At 73.7% G+C, this 23128-nt stretch carries 18 protein-coding genes; 4 read left to right on the forward strand and 14 right to left on the reverse strand.

The window, feature by feature from the left end; translation table 11 throughout:
- The first annotated feature begins 1 nt into the window (after position 1).
- Positions 2-1033, forward strand: a complete 1032-nt coding sequence (locus NI25_RS10790; RefSeq protein WP_061442255.1) for an ABC transporter ATP-binding protein — start codon at positions 2-4, stop codon at positions 1031-1033.
- A gap of 81 nt (positions 1034-1114) precedes the next feature.
- On the opposite strand, the gene NI25_RS10795 is transcribed toward NI25_RS10790, so the two are convergent.
- The 9 genes from NI25_RS10795 to rimP form a co-directional block, all read right to left on the reverse strand.
- On the reverse strand, positions 1115-2071 hold the full coding sequence (locus NI25_RS10795; protein ID WP_061442256.1) for a bifunctional riboflavin kinase/FAD synthetase: 957 nt from the start codon (positions 2069-2071) through the stop codon (positions 1115-1117).
- Positions 2072-2227: 156 nt separating this feature from the next.
- The gene (locus NI25_RS10800) at positions 2228-6469 is read right to left on the reverse strand and encodes a hypothetical protein (RefSeq protein ID WP_078884591.1); all 4242 of its coding nucleotides are present in this window, start codon (positions 6467-6469) and stop codon (positions 2228-2230) included.
- A 255-nt stretch (positions 6470-6724) separates the two neighbouring features.
- On the reverse strand, positions 6725-7630 hold the full coding sequence (truB, locus tag NI25_RS10805; protein ID WP_061442257.1) for a tRNA pseudouridine(55) synthase TruB: 906 nt from the start codon (positions 7628-7630) through the stop codon (positions 6725-6727).
- Positions 7627-8109 (reverse strand): 30S ribosome-binding factor RbfA, encoded by a 483-nt coding sequence (gene rbfA, locus NI25_RS10810; protein ID WP_061442258.1) that lies wholly within the window; start codon positions 8107-8109, stop codon positions 7627-7629. Before rbfA ends, truB begins: the two co-directional genes overlap by 4 nt.
- A gap of 56 nt (positions 8110-8165) precedes the next feature.
- Positions 8166-8459, reverse strand: coding sequence for a DUF503 domain-containing protein (locus tag NI25_RS10815; protein ID WP_061442259.1), 294 nt, complete (start codon positions 8457-8459; stop codon positions 8166-8168).
- A 152-nt stretch (positions 8460-8611) separates the two neighbouring features.
- Positions 8612-11671, reverse strand: a complete 3060-nt coding sequence (gene infB, locus NI25_RS10820; protein ID WP_061442260.1) for a translation initiation factor IF-2 — start codon at positions 11669-11671, stop codon at positions 8612-8614.
- A gap of 161 nt (positions 11672-11832) precedes the next feature.
- On the reverse strand, positions 11833-12138 hold the full coding sequence (locus tag NI25_RS10825; RefSeq protein WP_061442261.1) for a YlxR family protein: 306 nt from the start codon (positions 12136-12138) through the stop codon (positions 11833-11835).
- Between the two features lie 179 nt (positions 12139-12317).
- The gene (nusA, locus tag NI25_RS10830; protein ID WP_061442262.1) at positions 12318-13316 is read right to left on the reverse strand and encodes a transcription termination factor NusA; all 999 of its coding nucleotides are present in this window, start codon (positions 13314-13316) and stop codon (positions 12318-12320) included.
- Positions 13317-13318: 2 nt separating this feature from the next.
- Positions 13319-13846 carry a ribosome maturation factor RimP gene (gene rimP / locus NI25_RS10835; RefSeq protein WP_061442263.1) on the reverse strand — a complete coding sequence of 176 codons (528 nt, stop codon included), beginning with the start codon at positions 13844-13846 and terminating at the stop codon, positions 13319-13321.
- 535 nt (positions 13847-14381) lie between these two features.
- Between rimP and NI25_RS10840 the strand changes: the two genes are divergently transcribed.
- The 3 genes from NI25_RS10840 to NI25_RS10850 are packed head-to-tail and all read left to right on the forward strand — an operon-like array spanning position 14382 to position 16375.
- Positions 14382-14915: a hypothetical protein gene (locus NI25_RS10840; RefSeq protein WP_061442264.1), complete on the forward strand. Its 534-nt coding sequence runs from the start codon at positions 14382-14384 to the stop codon at positions 14913-14915.
- Positions 14912-15424, forward strand: coding sequence for a ferritin-like domain-containing protein (locus NI25_RS10845; RefSeq protein WP_061442265.1), 513 nt, complete (start codon positions 14912-14914; stop codon positions 15422-15424). The genes NI25_RS10840 and NI25_RS10845 overlap by 4 nt, the downstream gene beginning before the upstream one ends.
- Positions 15425-15463: 39 nt before the next feature.
- Positions 15464-16375: an aminoglycoside phosphotransferase family protein gene (locus tag NI25_RS10850; RefSeq protein ID WP_061442266.1), complete on the forward strand. Its 912-nt coding sequence runs from the start codon at positions 15464-15466 to the stop codon at positions 16373-16375.
- 713 nt (positions 16376-17088) lie between these two features.
- Here NI25_RS10850 and NI25_RS10855 read toward each other — a convergent pair.
- The 5 genes from NI25_RS10855 to NI25_RS10875 all read right to left on the reverse strand — a co-directional run bounded on the left by NI25_RS10855 (position 17089) and on the right by NI25_RS10875 (position 23128).
- The gene (locus NI25_RS10855) at positions 17089-18792 is read right to left on the reverse strand and encodes a proline--tRNA ligase (protein WP_061442267.1); all 1704 of its coding nucleotides are present in this window, start codon (positions 18790-18792) and stop codon (positions 17089-17091) included.
- 73 nt (positions 18793-18865) lie between these two features.
- Complete coding sequence (locus tag NI25_RS10860; RefSeq protein ID WP_061442268.1) at positions 18866-19411, reverse strand: GNAT family N-acetyltransferase; 546 nt, start codon at positions 19409-19411, stop codon at positions 18866-18868.
- Positions 19412-19475: 64 nt separating this feature from the next.
- On the reverse strand, positions 19476-20324 hold the full coding sequence (locus tag NI25_RS10865) for a GNAT family N-acetyltransferase (protein ID WP_061442269.1): 849 nt from the start codon (positions 20322-20324) through the stop codon (positions 19476-19478).
- A gap of 98 nt (positions 20325-20422) precedes the next feature.
- A complete protein-coding gene (gene ispG, locus NI25_RS10870) occupies positions 20423-21580 on the reverse strand; it encodes a flavodoxin-dependent (E)-4-hydroxy-3-methylbut-2-enyl-diphosphate synthase (protein WP_061442270.1) in 1158 nt (385 codons plus the stop codon).
- A 255-nt stretch (positions 21581-21835) separates the two neighbouring features.
- On the reverse strand, positions 21836-23128 hold the full coding sequence (locus NI25_RS10875; protein ID WP_107072043.1) for a M50 family metallopeptidase: 1293 nt from the start codon (positions 23126-23128) through the stop codon (positions 21836-21838).

The raw sequence follows: 23128 nt of genomic DNA on the forward strand, positions 1-23128 counted from the left end.
CATGAGCGGCAGCGAAGCCGGCAGCACAACCGGTACCGAGGGCCCGCTGTTGAGCGTCCGGGGCCTGCACGTCGCGTTTCCCGGACGGCGCGGGGCGGCCGCCGCGCGGGCCGTGGACGGGGTCGACCTCGACATCCGGCGCGGTGAGATCGTCGCGCTGGTCGGCGAGTCGGGCTGCGGCAAGACGACCCTCGCCCGTGCGCTGCTCGGCCTGGTCAGGCCGACCGGGGGGCGCGTGACCTTCGACGGCGCGTCCCTCGCGTACTCCGCCCGCGCGCTGAAGGCGTACCGCAGGCGGGCGCAACTGGTCCTGCAGGATCCGAGCGGCTCGCTGAACCCGCGCCACACGGTGTACGACATCGTCGCCGAGGGCCTGCGCATCCACGGGCACGCAGGGGACGAGCGGACGGCGGTCGCCGAGGCGCTGGCGCGGGCCGGGCTGCGGCCGCCGGAGCGGTTCTTCCTGCGCTACCCGCACGAGCTGTCCGGCGGGCAGCGTCAGCGGGTCGTCATCGCGGGCGCGCTGGTCTTGCAGCCGGAACTCCTCGTCGCCGACGAGCCGGTGGCCTCCCTCGACGCGTCGGTGCGCGGCGAGATCCTGGCCCTGCTGCTGCGGCTGCGCACCGAGCTGGGCCTGTCCGCGCTGGTGGTGACCCACGACCTGGGGCTGGCCTGGAACATCGCCGACCGGGTCGCGGTGATGTACCTCGGCCGGATCGTCGAGACGGGCCCGGTGGAGCAGGTGCTGACGGCGCCCCGGCACCCGTACACCCGGGCCCTGCTGTCCGTGCTCCCGGAGGCGCCCGGCACCCCCGTGGTGCTCACCGGTGAGCCGCCGGACCCGTCGTACGTCCCCGGCGGCTGCCGCTTCCATGTGCGCTGCCCGGTCCTGGCGGGCGGCGAGGCCGAACGCGCCGGGGTCGCGGACGCGTGCCGGACCACGGAGCTGGAGATCCTGCGCGGCGGCGGCGAGTCGCAGGTCGCCTGCCACTGGGCCCGGGCGGATCGGCCCGCGGCCCGGCAGCCGGGCTGACGGGACGTCGGCCGGGCGGGGCAGCCGGCGGTGACGGCGAGGAACGCCGTCGTCGCCCGGCGGCGGGAAGAGCGCCTGGGCTCAGCGCTCGGGCGCGTCCGCCGCGGTGATCTCCCGGCACCGGTCGACGTCCTCGGCCATCTGCACGAGCAGCGCGTCCAGCGTCTCGAACTTCGCCTGTCCGCGTACGAACGCCACGAAGTCCACGGCGACGTGCAGGCCGTACAGCTCCAGGCCCACGCGGTCGATGGCGTACGCCTCGACGGTGCGCTCGGTGCCCTCGAACTGCGGATTGGTGCCGACGGAGATCGCGGCCGGCATGGCCTCGCCCTGGGCGTGCAGCCAGCCGGCGTAGACGCCGTCGGCCGGGATCGCGGTGTGCGGGAGGGTCTCGACGTTGGCCGTCGGGAAGCCCATCTCACGGCCCCGCTGGGCGCCGCGCACCACCACGCCCTCCACGCGGTGCGGGCGGCCCAGGATCTCGGCGGCGCCCGCCACGTCGCCCTCGGCGACCAGGCGGCGGGTCAGGGTGGAGGAGAACGGCTCGCCGCCGCCCGCCTCGCCGGTGACGTACAGGTCGACGACCTCGACCTCGAAGTCGTAGACCTTGCCCTGCTCGATGAGGAAGTCCACGTTCCCGGCGGCCTTGTGGCCGAAGCGGAAGTTGGGGCCCTCGACGACGGCCTTGGCGCGCAGCCGGTCGACCAGGACCTTGACCACGAAGTCGGCCGCGGAGAGCTTCGAGAACTCCTTGGTGAAGGGGAGGATCAGCACCGCGTCCACGCCCAGGTCCGCCATCAGTTCGGCCCGGCGGTGGTGCGGGGCGAGCAGCGGCGGGTGGCTTCCGGGGCGGACGACCTCGCTGGGGTGCGGGTCGAAGGTGACGACGACGGCGGGGACGCCCAGCTCGCGGGCGCGGTCCACGGCGTGCCTGATGATCAGCTGGTGCCCGCGGTGGACGCCGTCGTAGGAGCCGATGGTGACGACGCTGCGTCCCCAGTCCTCGGGGATGTCCTCCAAGCCACGCCAGCGCTGCACTGTGTCCGCTCCTTGGTGCTTCCGTGGTTTCCATGGTTTCCGTGGTGACCCTTGCGCAGGACTAAGGGTGCCATGCCGTCCGGCTCCCGCCCGCATCGGCATCGGCGCTGTGACCGGGTGCACGCCGTGCGGGCCCGGTGGGCGGTGGCGGCCGGGTCAGGCCGGGACGCGGGCGCCCGCCAGCCGCTCGATCGTGCGGCGGGTGCTCGGGCCCACCAGCGCGGCCCAGTCCTCGGGTGCGTCGGTGAGCCAGCCGGTCAGGCGGGTGGCGAACCCGGGGACGTGGCGGGCCAGGTCGACCAGGCCCCGGTCGAAGCGGGTGGCGCCGTCCGGGGTGCTGACCAGGATCAGCCCGATGCGGTGGACGAGGGCGCGCAGTTCCCCGCGGTCGCACCGGGCTGCGGCGTGCAGCAGCGCGTCCAGGACCGCGGGTTCCCGCTCGTGGGCGAACAGGTGCTCCCGCAGTGCGCGGCGGAGCGGGGCGCCTGCTGCGGCCCCGTCGGCGGCGAGGACGGTGGCGAGCGCGGCCCGCACCGGCTCGGGACCGTCGTCCAGGAGGCGGGTGACCAGCGGAAGGAGTACGGCGCGGGGTGCCGGGTCCCGGTCGAGGCGCCGGTCGACGTACGCGGCCAGGTGCCCGGCGGTCTCGGGGCGTTCCGCCACGGCCCGCCCCACGAGCGCGGCCACCCGGTGGGTCAGCGCGGGCGTGGTGGCGTCGGCGAGCCTGCGCAGCGCCTCCCCGGCGTCCGGGCCGAGCAGGCGGGCCCGGAAGGCCTCGAGGACGGGCTCGGGATGGGTCGGCAGGGCGGTGGCCACCGCGCTCGGCGGAAGGTACGGGTCGCAGGCGGCGAAGTGGTCGAGGGCTCTGGGGAGGTGGCGGTCGCGGCAGCCCGGGTCCTGGACGAGCAGGGCGAGCGCGCCACCGCGCAGGGGGCTGTCGGAGGGGCCGGCGAGCAGCACCAGGGCGGCGTGGCGGAGCAGGGTGCGGTCGGCGCCGGTGCGGGCGTGCGGGGCGGTGCGCAGTCCGTGGGTGACGGCCGCGATCTGCCGTGCCGGGCGCTCGTCGCGGGCCCACCGCTCCACGGCGCGGCAGAGCGCGGACGGCTCTTCCTCGGCCAGGACGGCGAGCAGTTCGTCGGCGCGCCGGTGCGCGCTGTCGACGAGCACGTCCGTGAGGCCGTCCAGCGCGCGGTGGCGGTGGGTGTGCAGCAGTGCCTGCGCGGCCGTCGCGACGGTGGCGTGCGGGGTGGCGGGCAACGGCCGCTCGTCGTCGAACCAGCGGACGAGGAGCGGTTGGACGGCCGGGGGGTCGGCGGTGAGCAGCCCGGCCACGGTGTCCAGGTGGCGGGGGCCGGGCTCGTGCGGGGGGCGGTCGGCGAGGACGAGGCGGCGCAGCAGGTCCAGGCGGGTGGACTCGGGCAGGCGCAGGGCCGTCCAGAAGCCGGGCCCGAACACCTGCGGCGTCGGCTGCCCTTCCGCTCCCCGTTCCGCGATGCCGTCGGCGAGCAGTCGCAGCACCTCCGTGTACGGCGTCGCGTCGGGTACGCGGGTGAGCACCCCGGCGAGCAGTCGGGCGGCCCACCAGGAGTGCGGGTCGAGGTCGAGGGCGTGCACCAGCTCCTCGAGGGTCAGGGCGAGTTGGGGGACGCCGTGCTGCCGGGCGAGGAGCAGGACCGCCTCGACGACGGAGCCGATGCGGTGGTGCGGGACGGGGAGGGTGCGCGTGCCGTGCGGGGTGTCGCGGCGGTGGACGAGGGCGCGCAGGGCCCCGTCCAGGTCCAGGTGGGTGCCCTGGATCCAGTCGGCGAGTGCCTCGTGCGCGAAGCGGTAGCCGCTGCCCGCGGGGACGAAGAGACCTTCGGCGAGCACGGCCGACGCCCAGCCGGTGCCGCCGCCCAGCCGGGCCGGGGCCGGTCCCCACGGGAACAGTGTCTCGAACGACTCCCGGTCCAGTCCGCCCTGCCCGGGTCCGAGGCTGCGCCGGGCCGCCTCGTGGACCTGTCCGGAGACCTTCGCCGCGAGCCGGCGCACGGCGGTGCCGCGCAGGCCGTTCTCCGCGGCCAGGCGGGTGGCGACGCGCAGGCACATCAGGTCCAGGTACGCCGCGAAGACCGCGTCCCGGGTGACGGGGACCGGGGCCGGGGAGCCGGGGAGGGCGGCGTGGACCTCCGCGAGCAGGCGGAGGGTGAGGGGGTGCCCGGCGTCCGCCTCCGCCAGGACCCCTTCCGGTACGCCGAGGCGGGCTCGCACCCGGCGGGCCTCGTCGTCGCGCAGGCCGTCCAGGCGGACGCAGGGCGGGAGCCCGGCGTGGCCGCGTCCCCGGGGGCCCGCGGACACCGGCTCGGAGTGCGTCGGCCCGGCGGAGGCCCGCCCGGGGTACGCCGGCTCGGCGGACACCCGCCCGGAGCGCGCCGCCTCGGCAGACACCAGCCCCGAGCGCGCCGCCTCAGCAGACACCAGCCCCGAGGACGTCGGCTCGGCGGACACCGGTCGCAGGTCGGTGGCTTCGGATCCCCGCGTGGCTGCGGCGGCCGTGCCGGCCGGCGCTTCCGGTCCCCCCGCGTCACCGGTGCGACGCGGCCACGGCGCTCCGCCGGGCTCCCCGTGTGCCCCGGGCGCGGCGGCTCCGACGCCGACCGTCCCGGACAGGGGCGCCCCGTCCTCCGCCCAGTCCGACGCCCCCTCCCCCGCCCGGAACACCGGCACCCGACCGAAGGAAACACCGCCGGCCGACACACCACCGACCGGCACATGACCGGCCGCCTCCGCAGGCCGGGTTCCGCCGATCGCCCCGTGCGCCGCCGCACCGTGGCCCACCCCCGGCACCTGCCCCCAAAGACCCGTTCCGGACGAGGAGACGGCACCCGCCTCCCCCGTCCCCCCTGCGGCGGCCACCCCGGGCGACGGGAGCTGCGCCACCCACCCGGACCCGCGCGCAGCGGTCGCCGGACCGGACGTCGGCGCACCGGTGGACCGAGGGGTCGACGGCGGCGTCCCCGACCCCGCCCCGTACAGCAGCTCCCCCGGGAACTCCGCCCCCGCGTGCTCCCAGTACTCCGGGCGGCAGGCCACCACGAGCCGTGCACCCGTCTCCCGCAGCCAGGTGGCCGTGCTCTCGGTCCACTCGGGGAGCCGGTGGGCGAGGACGGGCGGCATCTCCTCGGGGCCGTCGAGGAGGACCAGCAGGGGCCGGCCTGCGGCACGGGCCAGGTGGGCGAGGCGTTCCGGGGTGATGTCGCCGAGGCCGGCGGGGCGGGAGGGGTCCGAGGCGGCCACGATGCGGGCCGCCCTGGCCAGGGTCCGGCGGGCCGCGTCCGCCACCGACGTGTCGTCGTCGAGCAGGTCGGCCCCGCGCAGCCACAGCGTGGGCGCCGCCTCCGGGCCTCCGGCACGGCGGGCGGCGAGGGCCGCCAGCTCCGTCGTACGGCCGCTGCCCGGCTCGCCGACCAGGCCGAGGACGTGGGCGTGGCTCGCGGCGAAGGCGGCGAATTCGCGGGCCGTTCCCGCGCGTTCGACCGGTTCCGGCGCCCAGGCCCCGCCGCCGGGGCCGGTGGCGGGGCCGGTGGCGGGGCCGGTGGCGGGGCCGCCCTCCCGCACCGACGTCGCCGTCAGGGCCAGCACACCGGCCAGGTTGAGGTCGGCGCCGTACGCCGGGACCGTCGCCTCGTTCTCGGCGAGGAGGCCGGCGAGCGGGCCCGTCGCCGGGCGGCGCAGGGGCAGGGCGAAGCCGACGTCGCTGTGGCCGGAGCTGAGGGCGGTGCCGAGGACGCCGAGGACGGCGCCGGTCGCCACGTCGAGCACGGGACCGCCGGCCGCGCCGCCGCCCAGTCGCAGGGCGTCCCGCCCGGACGTGCCGACGGCGAGTTCCAGGGCGTCGCCGACGAGGTGGAAGCGGTCGGTGGCGGCGTAGGTCACGTCGGTGGCGCCCAGGACGCGGGCCTCGCGCCAGCCGCCGGCGGCGATGCGGACGTAGGTCCCGGCCTCGACGCGGTCCCGCGTGGTGAGGGGCAGCGGGTCGACGCCGAGGCCCCCGGTGCGGACGAGGGCCAGGCCGAGGGCGGGCAGCGGGGTCACGTCGGCGGCGGCCACGACGCGCCGCCGGTCACCCGCGGTGCTCAGGACCAGCCGGGAGAGTCCGTCGACCGATTCGTGGCTGGTGAGGACCGTGCCGTGGTGGTCGGCGACGAACCCGGTGCCGCGGGGACGGCCGGCGAGGTCGTGGAAGCGGATCAGGGAGGCGTCGTCGGACGCGCATCCGGCCGGACCGGACGCATACTCCTCCGCCGGATCGGAGTCCCGGACGACCGGGGATCCGTCTCTCGCTCCCCGGGAGCCGTCCGCGGGCCACTCCCCCGCCGTGCCGCCCGTCACCCCCCGGGACCGGTTCCGCGACGCCATCGTCGAGCCTCCCCGCCGTACACCCGTGCTGTGTGTTCGACGGTAGGCGCGTGATGATCAGCGGGACAGATGCCGTGGCCAACGCGCCCCCTTCCACTCCCCCGGTTCACTCCGAGCGCCTGCCCGGACGGGTGAACAAAAGGGGTGGGCTGGATAGACCCTAGGGGGTGGGGGAACCGAGGGGGGACCGTGGAGCGGCGACAGTGGCAGTCCCCGTGATCGCCGCTCCACGGGCGGACCCGGCGGTGTGCCGGCTCAGCCGAACACGGCCAGGCTCTTCGCCTTGCCCTTCTGCTCCTCCACGAGGGCGAGGAGGCGCCCGTCGGGATCGAAGACGGCGACGGCACCGGCGCCCGCGTACTCCTCGGGCATCTCCAGTCGTACGCCGTTGGTGAGCAGCCGGGCCCGCTTGGTGTCCACGTCCCAGCGCGGGAAGGCGGCACCGGCCGCGTCCGCGACGGGCATGACGGTGAGCTCCTGCTGGAGCTGGTCCAGCGTCCGGGCACGGTCCAGCTTGTACGGCCCGACGCGGGTGCGGCGCAGCGCCGTGAGGTGCCCGCCGACGCCGAGGTCGGCGCCCAGGTCCCGGGCGAGGGCGCGGATGTAGGTGCCGGAGGAGCAGGTCACCGAGACCACCAGGTCGAGCACCGGGGTGCCGTCGTCGGCGACGGCGTCCCGGACGTCGTACACCGCGAAGGAGGAGACGGTGACGGGGCGGGCGGGGATCTCGAAGTCCTCGCCCTCGCGGGCCCGCTTGTAGGAGCGCACTCCCTTGATCTTGATGGCGCTGACCTTGGACGGCACCTGCATGATGTCGCCGCTCAGCTTGGCGACACCGGCGTCGATCGCCTCCCGGGTGACCTTGGAGGCGTCCCGCGACCCCGTGATCTCGCCCTCGGCGTCGTCGGTGAGCGTCGTCTGCCCGAGCCTGATGGTGCCCAGGTACTCCTTCTCGGTGAGGGCGAGGTGCCCGAGGAGCTTGGTGGCCCGCTCCACCCCGAGGACCAGGACGCCCGTCGCCATCGGGTCGAGCGTGCCGGCGTGCCCGACGCGCCGGGTGCGGGCGATGCCCCGCATCTTGGCGACGACGTCGTGCGAAGTGAAGCCCGACGGCTTGTCGACGATGACAAGGCCGTCGGGCGTGGTGTGCTTCTCGGTCATTTAGCGGTGTCGTCCGTCTCGTCGGCCTCGACGGCGCCCTCGGTGTCGGTCTCGTCCTCGCCCGGCTTGCGGTACGGGTCCGCGTCGCCCGCGTACGTGGCGCCCGCGGACGCCTCGCGCACCTTCTCGTCGGACTGGCGCGCCCGGTCGAGGAGGTCCTCGATGTTGCGGGCGGTGTCCGGCAGGGCGTCCATGACGAAGGTCAGGGTCGGCGTGAACTTCACGCCCGCCGCCTTGCCGACCTCGGAGCGCAGGATGCCCTTGGCGCTCTCCAGGCCCGCCGCGGCGGCCTTGCGCTCCTCGTCGTCCCCGTAGACCGTGTAGAAGACGGTCGCCTCCCGCAGGTCACCGGTGACCCGGGTGTCCGTGATGGTGACGTGCGAGCCGAGCCGCGGGTCCTTGATCCCGCGCTGCAGCTTCTGGGCCACCACCTCTCGGATGAGGTCCGCCAGCCTTTTCGCCCGCGCGTTGTCGGCCACTGGTCCGTCTCCCGTTCTTTCTTCTCTTGCCTGATCTGGTCTTCTGCCCGATCTGGTCAGTCGTCGTCGCCGTGGAAGCGCCGTCGCACCGACAGCAGTTCCACCTCGGGGCGGCCGGCCACCAGCCGCTCGCACCGGTCGAGCACGTCGCTGAGGTGGCCCGCGTCGCCGGACACCATGGCCAGGCCGACGACCGCCCGGCGGTGGAGGTTCATGTGCTCCACCTCCGCCGCGCTCACCGCGTACTTCCGCTGGAGTTCGGCGACGATCGGACGGACGACGGAGCGCTTCTCCTTCAGCGAATGTACGTCGCCGAGGAGGAGGTCGAAGGACAGCGTCCCCACATACATGTGAAACCGGTTCACCCGCCGGTCCGGGATCGATGGCCCCGCCGCGAACGGGCGGGATCATCTGAACCGTACAACGAACGGCCGGGGCCGATCGACGGATATTGTGCTCCGCCGACCGGCCCCGGACCGGTCACTCCCGGAAGGCGCGGTGCTTACACCCGCGGCTTCTCGCGCATCTCGTACGTCGCGATGACGTCGTCGACCTTGATGTCGTTGAAGTTTCCGAGGTTGATACCGCCCTCGAAGCCTTCGCGGATCTCGGTGACGTCGTCCTTGAAGCGACGCAGACCCTCGATGTTGAGGTTCTCCGCGATGACCTTGCCATCGCGCAGGAGGCGCGCCTTGGTGTTGCGCTTGACCTCGCCGGAGCGGATGAGGACACCCGCGATGTTGCCCAGCTTGGAGGAGCGGAAGACCTCGCGGATCTCCGCCGTGCCCAGCTCGACCTCTTCGTACTCCGGCTTGAGCATGCCCTTGAGGGCCGCCTCGATCTCCTCGATCGCCTGGTAGATGACCGAGTAGTACCGGACGTCCACGCCCTCGCGCTCGGCCATCTGCGCGGCACGCCCGGCGGCGCGCACGTTGAAGCCGATCACGATGGCGTCGGAGCCCATCGCCAGGTCGATGTCGGACTCCGTGACCGCACCGACACCGCGGTGCAGGACGCGGATGTCGACCTCTTCGCCGACGTCCAGCTGGAGCAGGGAGGATTCCAGCGCCTCGACCGATCCGGACGCGTCGCCCTTGATGATCAGGTTGAGCTGCTGGACCTCGCCGGCCTTGAGCACCTTGTCCAGGTCCTCGAGGGACACGCGGCGGGTGCGCTTGGCGAACGCGGCGTTGCGCTCGCGGGCGGCGCGCTTCTCCGCGATCTGGCGGGCCGTACGGTCCTCCTCGACCACGATGAAGTTGTCACCGGCGCCCGGGACGTTGGTCAGACCCAGCACCTGGACCGGCGTGGACGGACCCGCCTCGGCGACGTTGTTGCCGTTGTCGTCGAGCATGGCGCGGACGCGGCCGTAGGCGTCGCCCACCACCATCGTGTCGCCGACCCGCAGGGTGCCTCGCTGCACGAGGACCGTCGCCACGGCACCGCGGCCGCGGTCGAGACGGGACTCGATCGAGATACCCTGCGCGTCCTGGTTCGGGTTGGCCCGCAGGTCGAGCGAGGCGTCCGCGGTGAGGACCACGGCCTCCAGCAGGGAGTCGATGTGCAGACCCTGCTTGGCGGAGATGTCGACGAACATGGTGTCGCCGCCGTACTCCTCGGCCACCAGGCCGTACTCGGTCAGCTGGCCGCGCACCTTGGTCGGGTCGGCACCCTCGACGTCGATCTTGTTGACCGCGACGACGATCGGGACCTCGGCCGCCTTGGCGTGGTTGAGCGCCTCGACCGTCTGCGGCATGACGCCGTCGTTGGCCGCGACGACCAGGATCGCGATGTCGGTCGACCGGGCACCGCGGGCACGCATGGCGGTGAACGCCTCGTGACCCGGGGTGTCGATGAAGGTGATCTTGCGCTCTTCGTCGTTGACCTCGGTCGCGACCTGGTAGGCACCGATGTGCTGGGTGATGCCGCCGGCCTCGCCCGCGATGACGTTCGTCTTGCGGATGGCGTCGAGCAGTCGGGTCTTACCGTGGTCGACGTGGCCCATGACGGTGACCACCGGCGGACGGACGACCAGGTCCTCCTCGGAGCCCTCGTCCTCGCCGAACTCCAGGTCGAAGGACTCGAGCAGCTCGCGGTCCTCCTCCTCCGGGCTGACGATCTGAACCGTGTAGTTCATCTCGTCGGCGAGGAGCTGGAGCGTCTCGTCGGAGACGGACTGGGTCGCGGTGACCATCTCGCCGAGGTTCATCATGACCGCGACGAGCGACGCCGGGTTGGCGTTGATCTTCTCCGCGAAGTCGGTGAGCGACGCGCCGCGGGAGAGACGGATGGTCTCGCCGTTGCCGCGCGGCAGCATCACGCCGCCGACGCTCGGGGCCTGCATGGCCTCGTACTCCTGGCGCCTCTGCCGCTTCGACTTGCGACCGCGACGCGCGGGACCGCCGGGACGGCCGAAGGCACCCTGCGTGCCACCACGGCCACCGGGACCGCCGGGACGACCGCCGAAGCCGGGACGGCCACCGCCGCCGCCGAAGCCACCGCCGGGACGGCCGGCGAAGCCGCCGCCGCCACCCGGACGACCGCCGCCGCCACCGGGACGACCGGCGAAGCCGCCGCCGCCACCGGGACGACCGCCGCCGGGACGACCGGCACCGCCGGGACCGCGACCGCCGCCACCGGGGCCGGGACGCGGGCCGGCAGCGGGACGCTGCGGCATCATGCCGGGGTTCGGACGCGGGCCGCCGCCGGGACGGGGACCGGCGCCGCCGCCCTGCGGACGGGGCATCGAGCCCGGGGTCGGACGGTTGCCGCCCGGAGCCTGGGGACGGGGACCGCCGCCCTGGCCGCCGGGACCCTGCGGACGCGGACCGCCGCCGGGAGCACCCGGACCGCCCGGACGGGGACCGCCCTGCGGACGGGGCGCCTGCGGGCGCGCCATGCCGGCGTTGCCGCCGGACGTGAAGGGGTTGTTGCCCGGACGCGGACCGCCGGGACGGCCGCCGGGGCGCTGGCCCGGGGCGGCGGGACGCTGGCCACCGGGACGGCCCTGGCCGCCCTGCTGACCGCGGTCCTGACCCGGACCGGCCGGACGGCGCTCGCCGGGCTTGGGGGCACCGGGACGCGCGCCACCGGGCTTCGGACCGGCCGGAGCCTGGGACGAAGCGGCCGGGGCGGCCGGCGGAGCGGTGAACTCCGGGGCGGCCGGGGCCGGACGCGGCGCGGGCTTGGGACCCGGCGTCGGGCGCGGACCCTGGGACGGTGCCGGCGCGGGGGCCGACGGTGCCGCGGGCTGCTGGGCGGCCGGCGGCTTGGGAGCCGACGGAGCCGCGGGGCCCGGACGGGGCGCAGCCGGGCGGGCCGCCTGCGCCGGGGAGGGCGCCGACGGCCTGGGGGCAGCCTTCTTCGGGGCCGCGGGACGACCGGCGGACCGGCCGTTGCCACCACCCTGCTGGAAGGCGTCTGTCAGCTTGCGTACTACGGGCGCTTCGATCGTCGAAGACGCCGAACGGACGAATTCACCGAGTTCCTGGAGCTTGGCCATGACGACCTTGCTCTCGACGCCGAACTCCTTGGCGAGTTCGTAGACCCGGACCTTAGCCACTTCGCTCCTCTGAGGTCCGGGTTGCGTCCGGACCGTCGCTAGTTCATGGGCGTACTCATCGCGTACTCATCGAGTGCTCATCGCAATCTCGACCTGCTTTCGACTCGCGAGGTACCAGACCGCGCGGGGTTCCGCGCGGCATGTCTTCCTTACCACGTTGCTCACATGCTGCTTTCAGCAGCCTTGCTGCAACCTTGTGCCTGCTCGACGTAGTGGCGCAACGCCTTTACGTCGAGCGGACCCGGGACGCGGAGCGCCCGCGGGAACGCCTTGCGGCGCACTGCCTGGTCGACACAGACCGGCACGGGGTGGACGTACGCACCCCGGCCGGGCAGCGTACCGCGCGGATCAGGGGTGCAATGACCCTCGACCGCGACGGTGCGCAGCAGCTCGCTCTTGACCGCTCGCTCCCGGCACCCCACGCAGGTGCGCTCGGGGCATGCTCGGGTACGTGTCCGGCCAGACACTCCTAAGTCTACCTCCCCGGATCGACCTCACCCCTTCGGGGCAAGAATCGAACACGTGCCGCAAGCAAAGCTGTCGTGATCTCAGCGGCCTGCGGCTTGGATCTATTCCCCGGCGCCTCGGACGGCCGGTCGTCCGGTGCCTCGGACGGCCGGTCGTCGGGTGCCTCGGACGGCCGGTCCTACTCGGACGGCTGGTCGTCAGGCTGCTCGGTGTCCGGGCGGATGTCGATCCGCCAGCCGGTCAGCCGGGCCGCGAGCCTGGCGTTCTGGCCCTCCTTGCCGATGGCCAGCGAAAGCTGGTAGTCGGGCACGATCACGCGGGCGGAGCGGGCCGCCAGGTCGACGACCTCCACCTTGGAGACGCGGGCCGGGGAGAGCGCGTTCGCCACCATCTCGGCCGGGTCGTCCGACCAGTCGACGATGTCGATCTTCTCACCGTTCAGCTCGCCCATGACGTTGCGCACCCGGCCGCCCATGGGGCCGATGCAGGCACCCTTGGCGTTCAGGCCGGAGCGGGTGGAGCGTACGGCGATCTTGGTGCGGTGGCCGGCCTCGCGGGCGATCGCGGAGATCTCGACGGACCCGTCGGCGATCTCCGGCACCTCAAGGGCGAACAGCTTCTTCACCAGGTTGGGGTGCGTGCGGGAGAGCGTCACGGAGGGGCCCCGTACGCCCTTGGCGACGCGGACGACGTAGGACCGCAGCCGCGTGCCGTGCGGGTAGGTCTCGCCGGGCACCTGCTCCTGCACCGGCAGGATGGCCTCCAGCTTGCCGATGTCGACCAGCACGTTCTTCGGGTCGCGGCCCTGCTGGACCACGCCGGTGACGATGTCGCCCTCACGGCCGGCGTACTCGCCGAGCGTCGCGTCGTCCTCGGCGTCGCGCAGCCGCTGCAGGATGACCTGCTTGGCGGTGGTGGCTGCGATGCGGCCGAAGTCGGACGGGGTGTCGTCGAACTCGCGGGCCGCCTGGCCCTCCTCGAGGTCGTCGGGGTCCTCCTTCGCCCACACGGTCACGTGCCCGGTGTTCCGGTCGAGCTGCACGCGCGCGTGCCGACGGCTTCCCTCTGTGCGGTGGTAGGCGATGAGGAGGGCCGACTCGATCGCTTCGACCAGCAGGTCGAAGGAGATCTCCTTCTCCCGTACCAAGCCCCGCAGGGCGCTCATGTCGATGTCCACGGCTACGCCTCCTCCTCTTTCGTGTTGTTGTCGGTGCTGTCGGTGTTCTTGGTGTCCTTGCGGTTGAACTCGACCTGGACGCGCGCCTTGTCGATGTCACCGAAGGGCAGCCTGCGGGTGGTGGCCTTGCGGCCCTTGACACCCGGGACTTCGAGGTCGAGTCCGTCCTCGTCCACGGCGAGGATGCGGGCGACCAGTTCGCCGCCCTCGTGCAGCTGGAAACGGACCAGGCGGTCCGTGGCGCGCACGTAGTGGCGGTGCTGGGTGAGTGAGCGCTCCGCGCCCGGGGTGCCGACCTCGAGGGTGTACTCCCCCTCGCCCATCGCGTCGGTCTCGTCGAGCTTCGCCGAGAGCGCGCGGCTCACATCGGCGATCCGGTCCAGGTCCGCCCCGGTGTCGGAGTCGACGACCACGCTCAGCACACGCCTGCGGCCGACCGAGTCCACCGCGATCTCTTCGAGGTCCAGTCCCTGGGAGGCGACGAGCGGCTCCAGCAGCTCTCGCAGCCTCTCGCTCTGGGTGGTGCTCATCCGGGTGACTCCTCGGCCGCGTGTGCTGTTGTGGGACGGTGCGCGTGTCTGGTCAAAGGGTATCCGGTCGCGGGGGGTGTTGCCGTCCACCCCGGGGGTGGGGCGGGTTCGCCGGCCGGGGGCGGGTGGGGGGGTGGTTCGAGGGGTGCCGGTTCGGGCGGGGTGCCGGTGGGGGGGTGCGTGGGGGTTCGGCGCGGGGTGCGGGGTGCGCGGGGGGCGGGCGGGGTGCGGGGTGCGTGGGGTTCGGCGCGAGGTGCGTGGGTGGTGCGGTGCGGGTGGGTGGTGCGGGCGGGGTGCGTGGGGGGGGTTCCGGGCGGGGTGCGGGGTGCGTGGGGGTTCGGCGCGAGGTGCGTGGGTGGTGCGGTGCGGGTGGGTGGTGCGGTGCGGGTGCGTGCGTGGTGCCGATGAGTGGTGGTCGGGCGGCGCACGGGTACCGTGATCACTGGCGGGCCGCAGGCCGTAGGCCGTATCGCGCTCCCGTCGTCGCCCGTCGCTCCGCCGCCGCTTCCGTACGAGCCTGTCGAGGTCGTCTGCCGTGTCGCTTTCCCCATCGCCGCGCTCTCCCCGGGGGCCGCGCAGAAGGAGCCTGCTCGCGTCGGCCGCCGGGGCCGCGCTGCTCGTCGGCTGTACCGGGGGGTCGGGCTCCGACGAACCCGGGACCGGGACCTCGGCCGCCGACCGGGTACGCGCGCGTGCGGCCCGGGACAGCGAGGCGCTGGCCGAGCGGTACGCGGCGGTGATCGCGGCCCATCCCGGGCTGGCGGAGCGGCTGGGGCCGCTGCGGGACGAGGTCGTACGGCACGCGGAGGCGTTCGGTGGTGTGCGGGCGGCCTCGCCGGCCTCGCCCTCGGTCTCCGCGCGTGCCGCCGGGCCGACGGCCCGTGACTCCGGTGCCGTGCCGGGGGACGAGAAGGGTGCTCTGGCTCTGCTCGCCGACGCCGAGCGGAAGCTCGCCGACCGGCGGGCCGAGGCGCTGCTCGACGTCCCGGGCGAGTCGGCGCGGCTGCTGGCCTCGGTCGCCGCGGCCGGGGCGGCCCACGTGTTTCTGCTGACGGAGGGTGACGGGTGAGCGAGGCGGAGAACCGGCGGCTGGACGCGCTCCAGGCCGCGTTGGCGGCGGAGCACGCGGCGGTGTACGGCTACGGGGTCGTCGGTGGGCGCGTCGGCGAGGAACGGCACACCGAGGCGCGTGCGGCGTACGACGCTCACCGCGCGCGGCGGGACGCGCTGGCGCGCGACGTGCGGGACCTGGGCGGCGAGCCGGTCGCCGCGGCGGCGGGGTACGCGCTTCCGTTCTCGGTGCCGGACTCGGCGGCGGCCGTGCGGCTGGCGGCCGAGCTGGAGGACCGGGTGGCCGGGGTCTACTCCGACCTGGTGCGGGCGGCCGAGGGCGACGGGCGGGCCACGGCGGCCGGGGCCTTGCGCGAGGCGGCGGTCCGCGCGGCGCGCTGGCGGAGCGGGAGCGTAGCCTTCCCTGGGCTCGCCGAGCGGGCCGGCACGCCGACCGGGCAGGGTCGTCCTGACCCGGATGCCTCCGACACGGCGACGTCATCGGCTACGGCTTCACCGACTGCGTAACGCGTACGGCTTTCCGTACGGGAAGGGAACGGCTCGCGCATGGCTTTCGAACCGCCGCGGCGTTTGATCCGAGCGCTCGGCGAGACGGCACCGGACGGTGACGACTGGTTGGCGAAGCTGCCCGAGGCGGCGGAGCGGGCCGTGGCGGTGCGCGGGCTGACCGTGGAGCGGGTGCAGGTGCCCGGCGGGCGCAGCAGTCTGGTGGTGCTCGTGCGGACGGCCGGGGGTTCCCCCGCGGTGCTGAAGCTCGCCCCGCGCCGGGCCCGTCCGGAGGGCGAGCGGGCCGCGCTGGTGCACTGGGGTGGGCTGGGGGCCGTGCAGATGCACGATGAGGGCGCCGAGGGGGTGTCCGAGGAGGGCGTGCTGCTGCTCGAGCGGCTGCATCCGGACGTGTCGGTGCGGTCGTTGCCGGAGGCGAAGGCGCTGCTGGAGGCCGCGGGGACGTTGCGGCGGCTGTGGGTGGAGCCGCCCGCTTCCCATCCCTTCGAGACCGTGGCCGAGCGGACCGGGCGGCAGGCCGAGGCCATGCGGGCGGGCGCGGCGGCCGACGCGGAGGTGGCGCCGCTGGTCGACGCGGCGCTGGCGGCCCGTGCGGAGTTGCTGGCCGGGCCGTCGGAGCAGCGGCTGCTGCACGGCACGTTCCGGCAGAGCAAGGTGCTCGCCGGGGATCGGATGCCGTGGCTGGCGGTGGGGCCCGATCCGGTGGTCGGGGAGACCGCGTTCGACCTGGCGCGGCTGGTGCGGGACCGGGTGGAGGATCTGATCGCCCAGCCGTCGGGGGCGTCGACCACGCGGCGGCGCATCAAGCGGCTCGCGGAGTCGCTGGAGGTCGATCAGGAACGGCTGCGCGGCTGGACGCTGTTCCGGGCGGTGGAGTCGGGGGTGCGGGCCCGGCGGGTGGGGCGCGAGCAGGACGCGGAGCTGCTGCTGGAGTTCGCGGGCTGGCTGTAACGGGACCGGGTGCCTCCGGCGGTGGCGCGGGATGCCTGCGGCGCCGGTGCGGGTGCCTCCGGCGGTGGGGGCGCGGGGTCCCTGCAGCGCCTGTACGGGTTTGGTGGGGTGCGGGGTGCCTGTGGGCGGTGGGGGTGCGGGGTGCCTGCGGCGCCTGTGCAGGTGCCTCCGGCGGCGGCGCGGGATGCCTGCGGCGCCTGTGCGGATTCGGTGGGGGTGCGGGTAGCGCTTTGGGTTCGGTGGGTGGGTCGGGGTCGGGCCGGGGGGTGTCCGTCCTCGGAACGGCGCGGAATCGGTGGGCCACAGATCTGTACGGCGTTGACGCGCCAACCGCTGCGGGCGGACACCCCCCGACCCGCCCCCTCCTCGCCGTACGCGGCCGCCGGCCGCCCACGCCGGTGCCCGGTCCGCGCCGTACGCGGCTGCCGGCCGCCGTCGCCGCCCCAGCTGCGGGCCGTCGCCGTGATGACGCCCCCGCTGCGGGCAGTCGTGCCGCTGGGGCGGCACGGGTGGGCGCAGCGGCACCCCGGCAGCGCCGGGCCGCGCTCCCCACCCAGGCACCCACGCCGGGCACCCCGCGGGCGCCGGGCCGCGCGACCGGCCCCGCGCCCACACCCACGCCGGGTGACCGGGCAACCCGGGCCGGGGCCCACCCCGCCCACACCCCCGCCGGGTGCACGGGACGTCGGGCGGCCACGCGGCCCACCGCGGCGTCAGCCGGTGAGGCGGGCGAGGGCCTCCTCGACCGTTACCTCCTCGCGCTCCCCCGTGCGGCGGTCCTTGAGTTCGACCACGCCCTCGGCGGAGCGGCGGCCCGCGACCAGGATCTGGGGGACGCCGATGAGTTCCGCGTCGGTGAACTTCACGCCCGGGGAGACCCCCGCGCGGTCGTCCACCAGGACGCGCACGCCGGCCGCGGCCAGCTTGTCGGAGACCTCCAGGGCCAGCTCGGTCTGCAGCGCCTTGCCGGCGGCGACGACGTGGACGTCGGCCGGGGCGACCTCCTTGGACCAGACGAGGCCCTTGTCGTCGGCGTGCTGCTCGGCGAGGGCGGCCACCGCGCGGGAGACGCCGATGCCGTAGGAGCCCATGGTGACGCGGGCCGGCTTGCCGTTCTGGCCGAGGACGTCGAGCTTGAGCGCGTCGGCGTACTTGCGGCCAAGCTGGAAGATGTGGCCGATCTCGATGGCGCGGTCCAGCTTCAGGCCGGTGCCGCACTTCGGGCAGGGGTCGCCATCGCGGACGACTACGACGTCGACGTACTCGTCGACCTCGAAGTCGCGGCCCGCCACGACGTTCTTGGCGTGCGTGTCGGCCTTGTTGGCGCCGGTGATCCACGCGGTGCCGGGCGCGACGCGGGGGTCGGCGATGTACGTGACCTTCTCCCCCAGGCCCTGCGGGCCGACGTAGCCGCGGACCAGGTCGGAGCGGCCGACGAAGTCCTCGGCGGTGACCAGCTCGACGGCGGCGGGGGCGAAGTGCGCCTCGACCTTGTCCATGTCGACCTCGCGGTCGCCGGGGACGCCCACCGCCACGATCTCGCCGTCCACCTTGACCAGGAGGTTCTTCAGCGTGGCGGACGCCTCGACGCCGAGGGAGGCGGCCAGGGTCTCGATGGTGGGGGTGTCGGGGGTCGGGATGTCCTCGGCGGCGGGCACGTCCGTGGCCTCGACCGGCGTGAGGGGGTAGGTGATCGCCTCCGTGTTGGCGGCGTAGTCGCAGTTCGGACAGTCGGCGAAGGTGTCCTCGCCGGCCTCGGCGGGGGCGAGGAACTCCTCGGACTTGGAGCCGCCCATGGCGCCGGCGGTGGCCGCGACGATGCGGTAGTCGAGGCCCAGGCGCTCGAAGATGCGCTGGTAGGCGGCGCGGTGCAGGGCGTAGGACTCGGCGAGGCCCTCGTCGGCGACGTCGAAGGAGTAGGAGTCCTTCATCAGGAACTCGCGGCCGCGCAGGATGCCGGCCCGGGGGCGGGCCTCGTCGCGGTACTTGTTCTGGATCTGGTAGAGGATGACCGGCAGGTCCTTGTAGGACGATGCCTGGTCCTTGACCAGGAGGGTGAAGATCTCCTCGTGGGTCGGGCCGAGGAGGTAGTCGCCGCCCTTGCGGTCCTGGAGGCGGAAGAGTTCGGGGCCGTACTCGTCCCAGCGGCCGGTGGCCTCGTACGGCTCGCGCGGCAGCAGGGCGGGGAGCTGGACCTCCTGGGCGCCGATGGCGTCCATCTCCTCGCGGACGATGCGCTCGATGTTGCCGAGGACCTTCTTGCCGAGGGGCAGCCAGCTCCACAGGCCGGCGGCGGTGCGGCGCACATAGCCGGCGCGGACCAGCAGCTTGTGGCTGAGGACCTCGGCGTCCGCCGGGTCGTCGCGCAGCGTCTTCGCCATCAACTTCGACATGCGCTGGACCGGTGCGTTGGCCATGGTTCTCGTGTCTCCTGCTGCGTAAGGGTGGTGCTAGGAGGTTAGCCGGGCGGTCCGGTGCGGTGGAAATCGGTTATCGACCGGCCGGTGACCGCCTGCGCAGCGGGAGCGTGGCGCCCATCACCGCGTACGGCTTGGGGGCGCTGGGGAAGAGGACCTTGCGGGCGAGGTCCTGGTAGCCGAGGGAGTGGTAGAGGCCGCGGGCGGGGCTGTCCCGGTCGATCGCGGAGAGGATCGACCGGGGCTGGGTGGCGGCGTCGGTGATCGTGGTGATCAGGGCGCGGCCGACGCCCCGGTTCTGGTGGGCCGGGTGGACGTGGAGCTCGGTGATGACGAAGGAGTCGTCGAGCCAGGCGTCGTTGTCCCGGGCACGGAGGTAGGGCTCGACGACGGTGGACCACCAGTGGGCGCGGTCGTTGGGCATGCCGTAGACGAAGCCGACGAGCCGGCCCTGCTCGGTGGCGCCGAGGGCCCTGGCGCCCGCGTAGGTCATGTGGCGCAGGACGATCTGACGGCGGACGGCCACCTCGTCGGGGCCGAGGCCGAAGGCGGCGGCTTGGACGGCCAGCGCCTCGTCCACGTGCGCGGAGAGGTCCAGTGGGCCGATCACGAGGTCCATGCCGGGGAGCCTACAGGGGCGTTCCGGTTGTCGTCCGGGTGCGGGCCGCCGTCTGCTTCGGAGTTCAGAACAGGACGCTCATGAAGGCGCCCACTTCCCGGAACCCGACCCGCAGGTACGTCCTTCGCGCCGCCGTGTTGAAGTCGTTGACGTAGAGGCTCGCCACCGGGGCGGTGTCCGCGAGGGCGTGGCGCAGGACCGCCGCCATGCCCGGTGCCGCCAGGCCCTTGCCGCGGTACTCGGGGTGCACCCACACGCCCTGGATCTGGCAGGCGCGGTCGGTGGCGGCGCCGATCTCGGCCTTGAAGACCACCCTGCCGTCGGCGTCGAAGCGGGCGAAGGAGCGGCCGGAGCCGACGAGTTCGGCGACCCGGGCCTGGTAGAGCAGGCCGCCGTCGCCGGCCATCGGGGAGATGCCGACCTCCTCGGTGAACATCGCCACGCAGGCCGGCATGATCCGTTCCACCTCGTCCTTGCGGACACGGCGGACGTACGGGTCCGGGGCGATGTCGTCGGGGAGCCGGTCGGTGACCATGAGGGGCTGGTGGGAGCGGACCTCGCGGGCCGGGCCCCAGCCCGGTTCGAGCAGCCGCCACAGCTGGGCGGTCGGCTCGGCGGGGCCGACGATCGAGGAGCAGCGGCGGCCGGCCCGCCGGGCGCGGTCGGCGAAGGCGCGGACGGCGCGCGGGGTGGCGCAGATGGGGACGAGGTTGGCGCCCGCGTAGCACAGGGACGTGAGCATGCCGTGCTCGTACCAGCCCCACATCTCGCCGCCGAGGCGCCACGGGTCGAGGCCGGCGATCTGGACGCGTGCGGTCACGAAGGCGTTGGCGACCGGCTCGCGGTCGAGGACGGCGAGCGCGGCGTCCAGGTCGCTCGGTTCGAGCACGCGGGAAGTGGTCTGCGTCAACACGGTGCGGGGGCCTCACCCTGAGATCTGCTGGTCTCCGCACTGTACCTGTCGTGCATATGCCGCGCCGCCCCCAGGGCGACGCGGCATATCCGGGCGGATCAGCCCGCGACGGAGACCGAGGGCTCGCCGGAGATCACGCCGTCCTTCTCCATCTGCTCGGCGATCTTCATGGCCTCCTCGATGAGGGTCTCCACGATCTTGGACTCGGGGACGGTCTTGATGACCTCGCCCTTGACGAAGATCTGGCCCTTGCCGTTGCCGGAGGCCACGCCGAGGTCGGCCTCGCGGGCCTCGCCGGGGCCGTTGACGACGCAGCCCATGACGGCCACGCGGAGGGGGACCTCCATGCCCTCCAGGCCGGCGGTGACCTCCTCGGCCAGCTTGTACACGTCGACCTGGGCGCGGCCGCAGGACGGGCAGGAGACGATCTCCAGGCCGCGCTGGCGCAGGTTGAGCGACTCCAGGATCTGGATGCCGACCTTGATCTCCTCGACCGGCGGAGCGGAGAGGGAGACGCGGATGGTGTCGCCGATTCCCTGGGAGAGCAGCGCGCCGAAGGCGACCGCCGACTTGATGGTGCCCTGGAACGCGGGGCCCGCCTCGGTGACGCCGAGGTGGAGAGGGTAGTCGCACTGGGCGGCGAGCTGGCGGTAGGCCTCGACCATGACGACCGGGTCGTTGTGCTTGACCGAGATCTTGATGTCCCGGAAGTCGTGCTCCTCGAAGAGTGACGCCTCCCACAGGGCGGACTCGGCGAGGGCCTCGGGGGTCGCCTTGCCGTACTTCTGGAGCAGGCGGCGGTCCAGGGAGCCCGCGTTCACGCCGATGCGGATGGGCGTGCCGTGGTCCTTCGCCGCCTTGGCGATCTCCTTGACCTTGTCGTCGAACTGCTTGATGTTGCCCGGGTTCACGCGGACCGCCGCGCAGCCGGCCTCGATCGCGGCGAAGACGTACTTGGGCTGGAAGTGGATGTCCGCGATCACGGGGATCTGCGACTTCTTCGCGATCACCGGCAGCGCGTCGGCGTCGTCCTGGGTGGGGCAGGCCACGCGGACGATCTGGCAGCCGGCGGCCGTCAGCTCGGCGATCTGCTGGAGGGTGGCACCGATGTCGGAGGTGCGGGTCGTGGTCATGGACTGCACCGACACGGGGGCGTCGCCGCCCACCGCCACGGGTCCGACCTGGATCTGCCGGCTCTTGCGGCGCTCCGCGAGCCTGGTCGGAACGTCCGGCATGCCGAGAGAAATCGCAGTCATCTGCTGTGCAACCCCAAGTCGTGGATCAAGGTCCGGTCCCGTTCAGCGGCGGGCTCCGGCATCCGAGATTACGGCACCGACGCGAACGCGGGGCACGCGGCGTACGGGAGATGCACCCTATGGCGTCCTTCTGCCGGGCGATGCGAGTGAAGCCCGGTCCGGAGGGACATGCTCTCCGGATCGGGCTTCTCATCGGATCGGTCGGACGGTCTGCGGATCGGGTGATCGTTCCGGGCTGCGGCGGCCGTCCGGCGGTCAGGTTATGCGGACCGGGTTGACGACGTCCGCCACCAGCACGAGCAGGGTGAAGCAGACGAAGACGCCCGCCACCACGTAGGCCACCGGCATCAGCTTCGCCACGTCGAAGGGCCCGGGGTCGGGCCTGCGCAGCACCTTCGCGGTGGCGCGGCGCAGCGACTCCCACAGCGCGCCCGCGATGTGGCCGCCGTCGAGCGGCAGCAGCGGGAGCATGTTGAAGAGGAACAGGGAGAGGTTGAAGCCGGCCACCAGCATGACGAACATGGCGAGCTGCTGGGTGGGCGGGATGTCGAGGGTGGCGATCTCGCCGCCGACGCGGGCGGCGCCGACGACGCCCATCGGGGAGTCGGCCTCCCGGGGTCCGTCGCCGAAGGCCGCGTCCCACAGGGCGGGGATCTTGGCGGGCAGGGCGGCGAGGTTGTCGACGGCGTCGCCGATCCGGTCGCCCATCCAGGTCACGGACTGGCCGAAGTCCTGCTTCACCACGCCGGTGGCGGAGCTGAAGCCGAGGAAGCCCGCGGTGACGTACTCGCCCTGGACGATCTGTCCGTTGGAGTCCTTCTTGGCGACCTTGTTGGTGGCGATGGTCGCGTGGAGGGTGATCTCCTCGCCCTTGCGCTCGACGACGACCGGCACGTCCTCGCCGGGGTTGGCGCGGATCAGGTCGGACAGCTTGTCCCAGTCGTCGGTCCGGACGCCGTCGAAGGCCAGGATCTTGTCGCCCGCCCTGAGGCCCGCGGCGGCGGCCGGGGAGGCCGGGTCGGACTTGGTGCAGTCGTCGCGGTTCTCGCTCTGCGAGATGACGCACTGCGAGACCGAGCTGACGGTGGTGGTCTGCTGGGAGATGCCGAAGCCCATCAGCACCGTGAGGAAGAGCACCACGGCGAGGATCAGGTTCATGAACGGGCCGGCGAACATCACGATGACGCGCTTCCACGGCTTGCGCGTGTAGAAGAGGCGCTTCTCGTCACCGGGCTGCAGTTCCTCGAAGGCGGCCGAGCGGGCGTCCTCTATCATCCCGCGCCACGGCGAGGTGGAGCGTGCCTCCATGCGGCCGTCGGGGCCGGGCGGGAACATGCCGATCATGCGGATGTAGCCGCCGAACGGGATGGCCTTGACCCCGTACTCGGTGTCGCCCTTCTTCCTCGAGAAGAGCGTCGGCCCGAAGCCCACCATGTACTGCGGCACGCGGATGCCGAACATCTTGGCCGTGGACAGGTGGCCCAGCTCGTGCCAGGCGATGGAGAAGAGCAGGCCGACGGCGAAGAGGACTATGCCGAGGATGAACAT

Origin of the sequence: Streptomyces sp. CCM_MD2014 (assembly GCF_000772045.1) — a bacterium.
Lineage (GTDB): Bacteria > Actinomycetota > Actinomycetes > Streptomycetales > Streptomycetaceae > Streptomyces > Streptomyces salinarius.

What these genes read in the sequence shown, in the direction of transcription:
- NI25_RS10800 (WP_078884591.1), bottom strand. Translation starts at nt 6,469, where the DNA reads ATGGCGTCGCGGAACCGGTCCCGGGGGGTGACGGGCGGCACGGCGGGG.
- rimP (WP_061442263.1), bottom strand. Translation starts at nt 13,846, where the DNA reads ATGAGCACCACCCAGAGCGAGAGGCTGCGAGAGCTGCTGGAGCCGCTC.
- ispG (WP_061442270.1), bottom strand. Translation starts at nt 21,580, where the DNA reads ATGACTGCGATTTCTCTCGGCATGCCGGACGTTCCGACCAGGCTCGCG.
- NI25_RS10860 (WP_061442268.1), bottom strand. Translation starts at nt 19,411, where the DNA reads ATGGACCTCGTGATCGGCCCACTGGACCTCTCCGCGCACGTGGACGAG.
- NI25_RS10790 (WP_061442255.1), top strand. Translation starts at nt 2, where the DNA reads ATGAGCGGCAGCGAAGCCGGCAGCACAACCGGTACCGAGGGCCCGCTG.
- NI25_RS10815 (WP_061442259.1), bottom strand. Translation starts at nt 8,459, where the DNA reads ATGTATGTGGGGACGCTGTCCTTCGACCTCCTCCTCGGCGACGTACAT.
- NI25_RS10850 (WP_061442266.1), top strand. Translation starts at nt 15,464, where the DNA reads ATGGCTTTCGAACCGCCGCGGCGTTTGATCCGAGCGCTCGGCGAGACG.
- truB (WP_061442257.1), bottom strand. Translation starts at nt 7,630, where the DNA reads ATGACCGAGAAGCACACCACGCCCGACGGCCTTGTCATCGTCGACAAG.
- NI25_RS10855 (WP_061442267.1), bottom strand. Translation starts at nt 18,792, where the DNA reads ATGGCCAACGCACCGGTCCAGCGCATGTCGAAGTTGATGGCGAAGACG.
- NI25_RS10875 (WP_107072043.1), bottom strand. Translation starts at nt 23,128, where the DNA reads ATGTTCATCCTCGGCATAGTCCTCTTCGCCGTCGGCCTGCTCTTCTCC.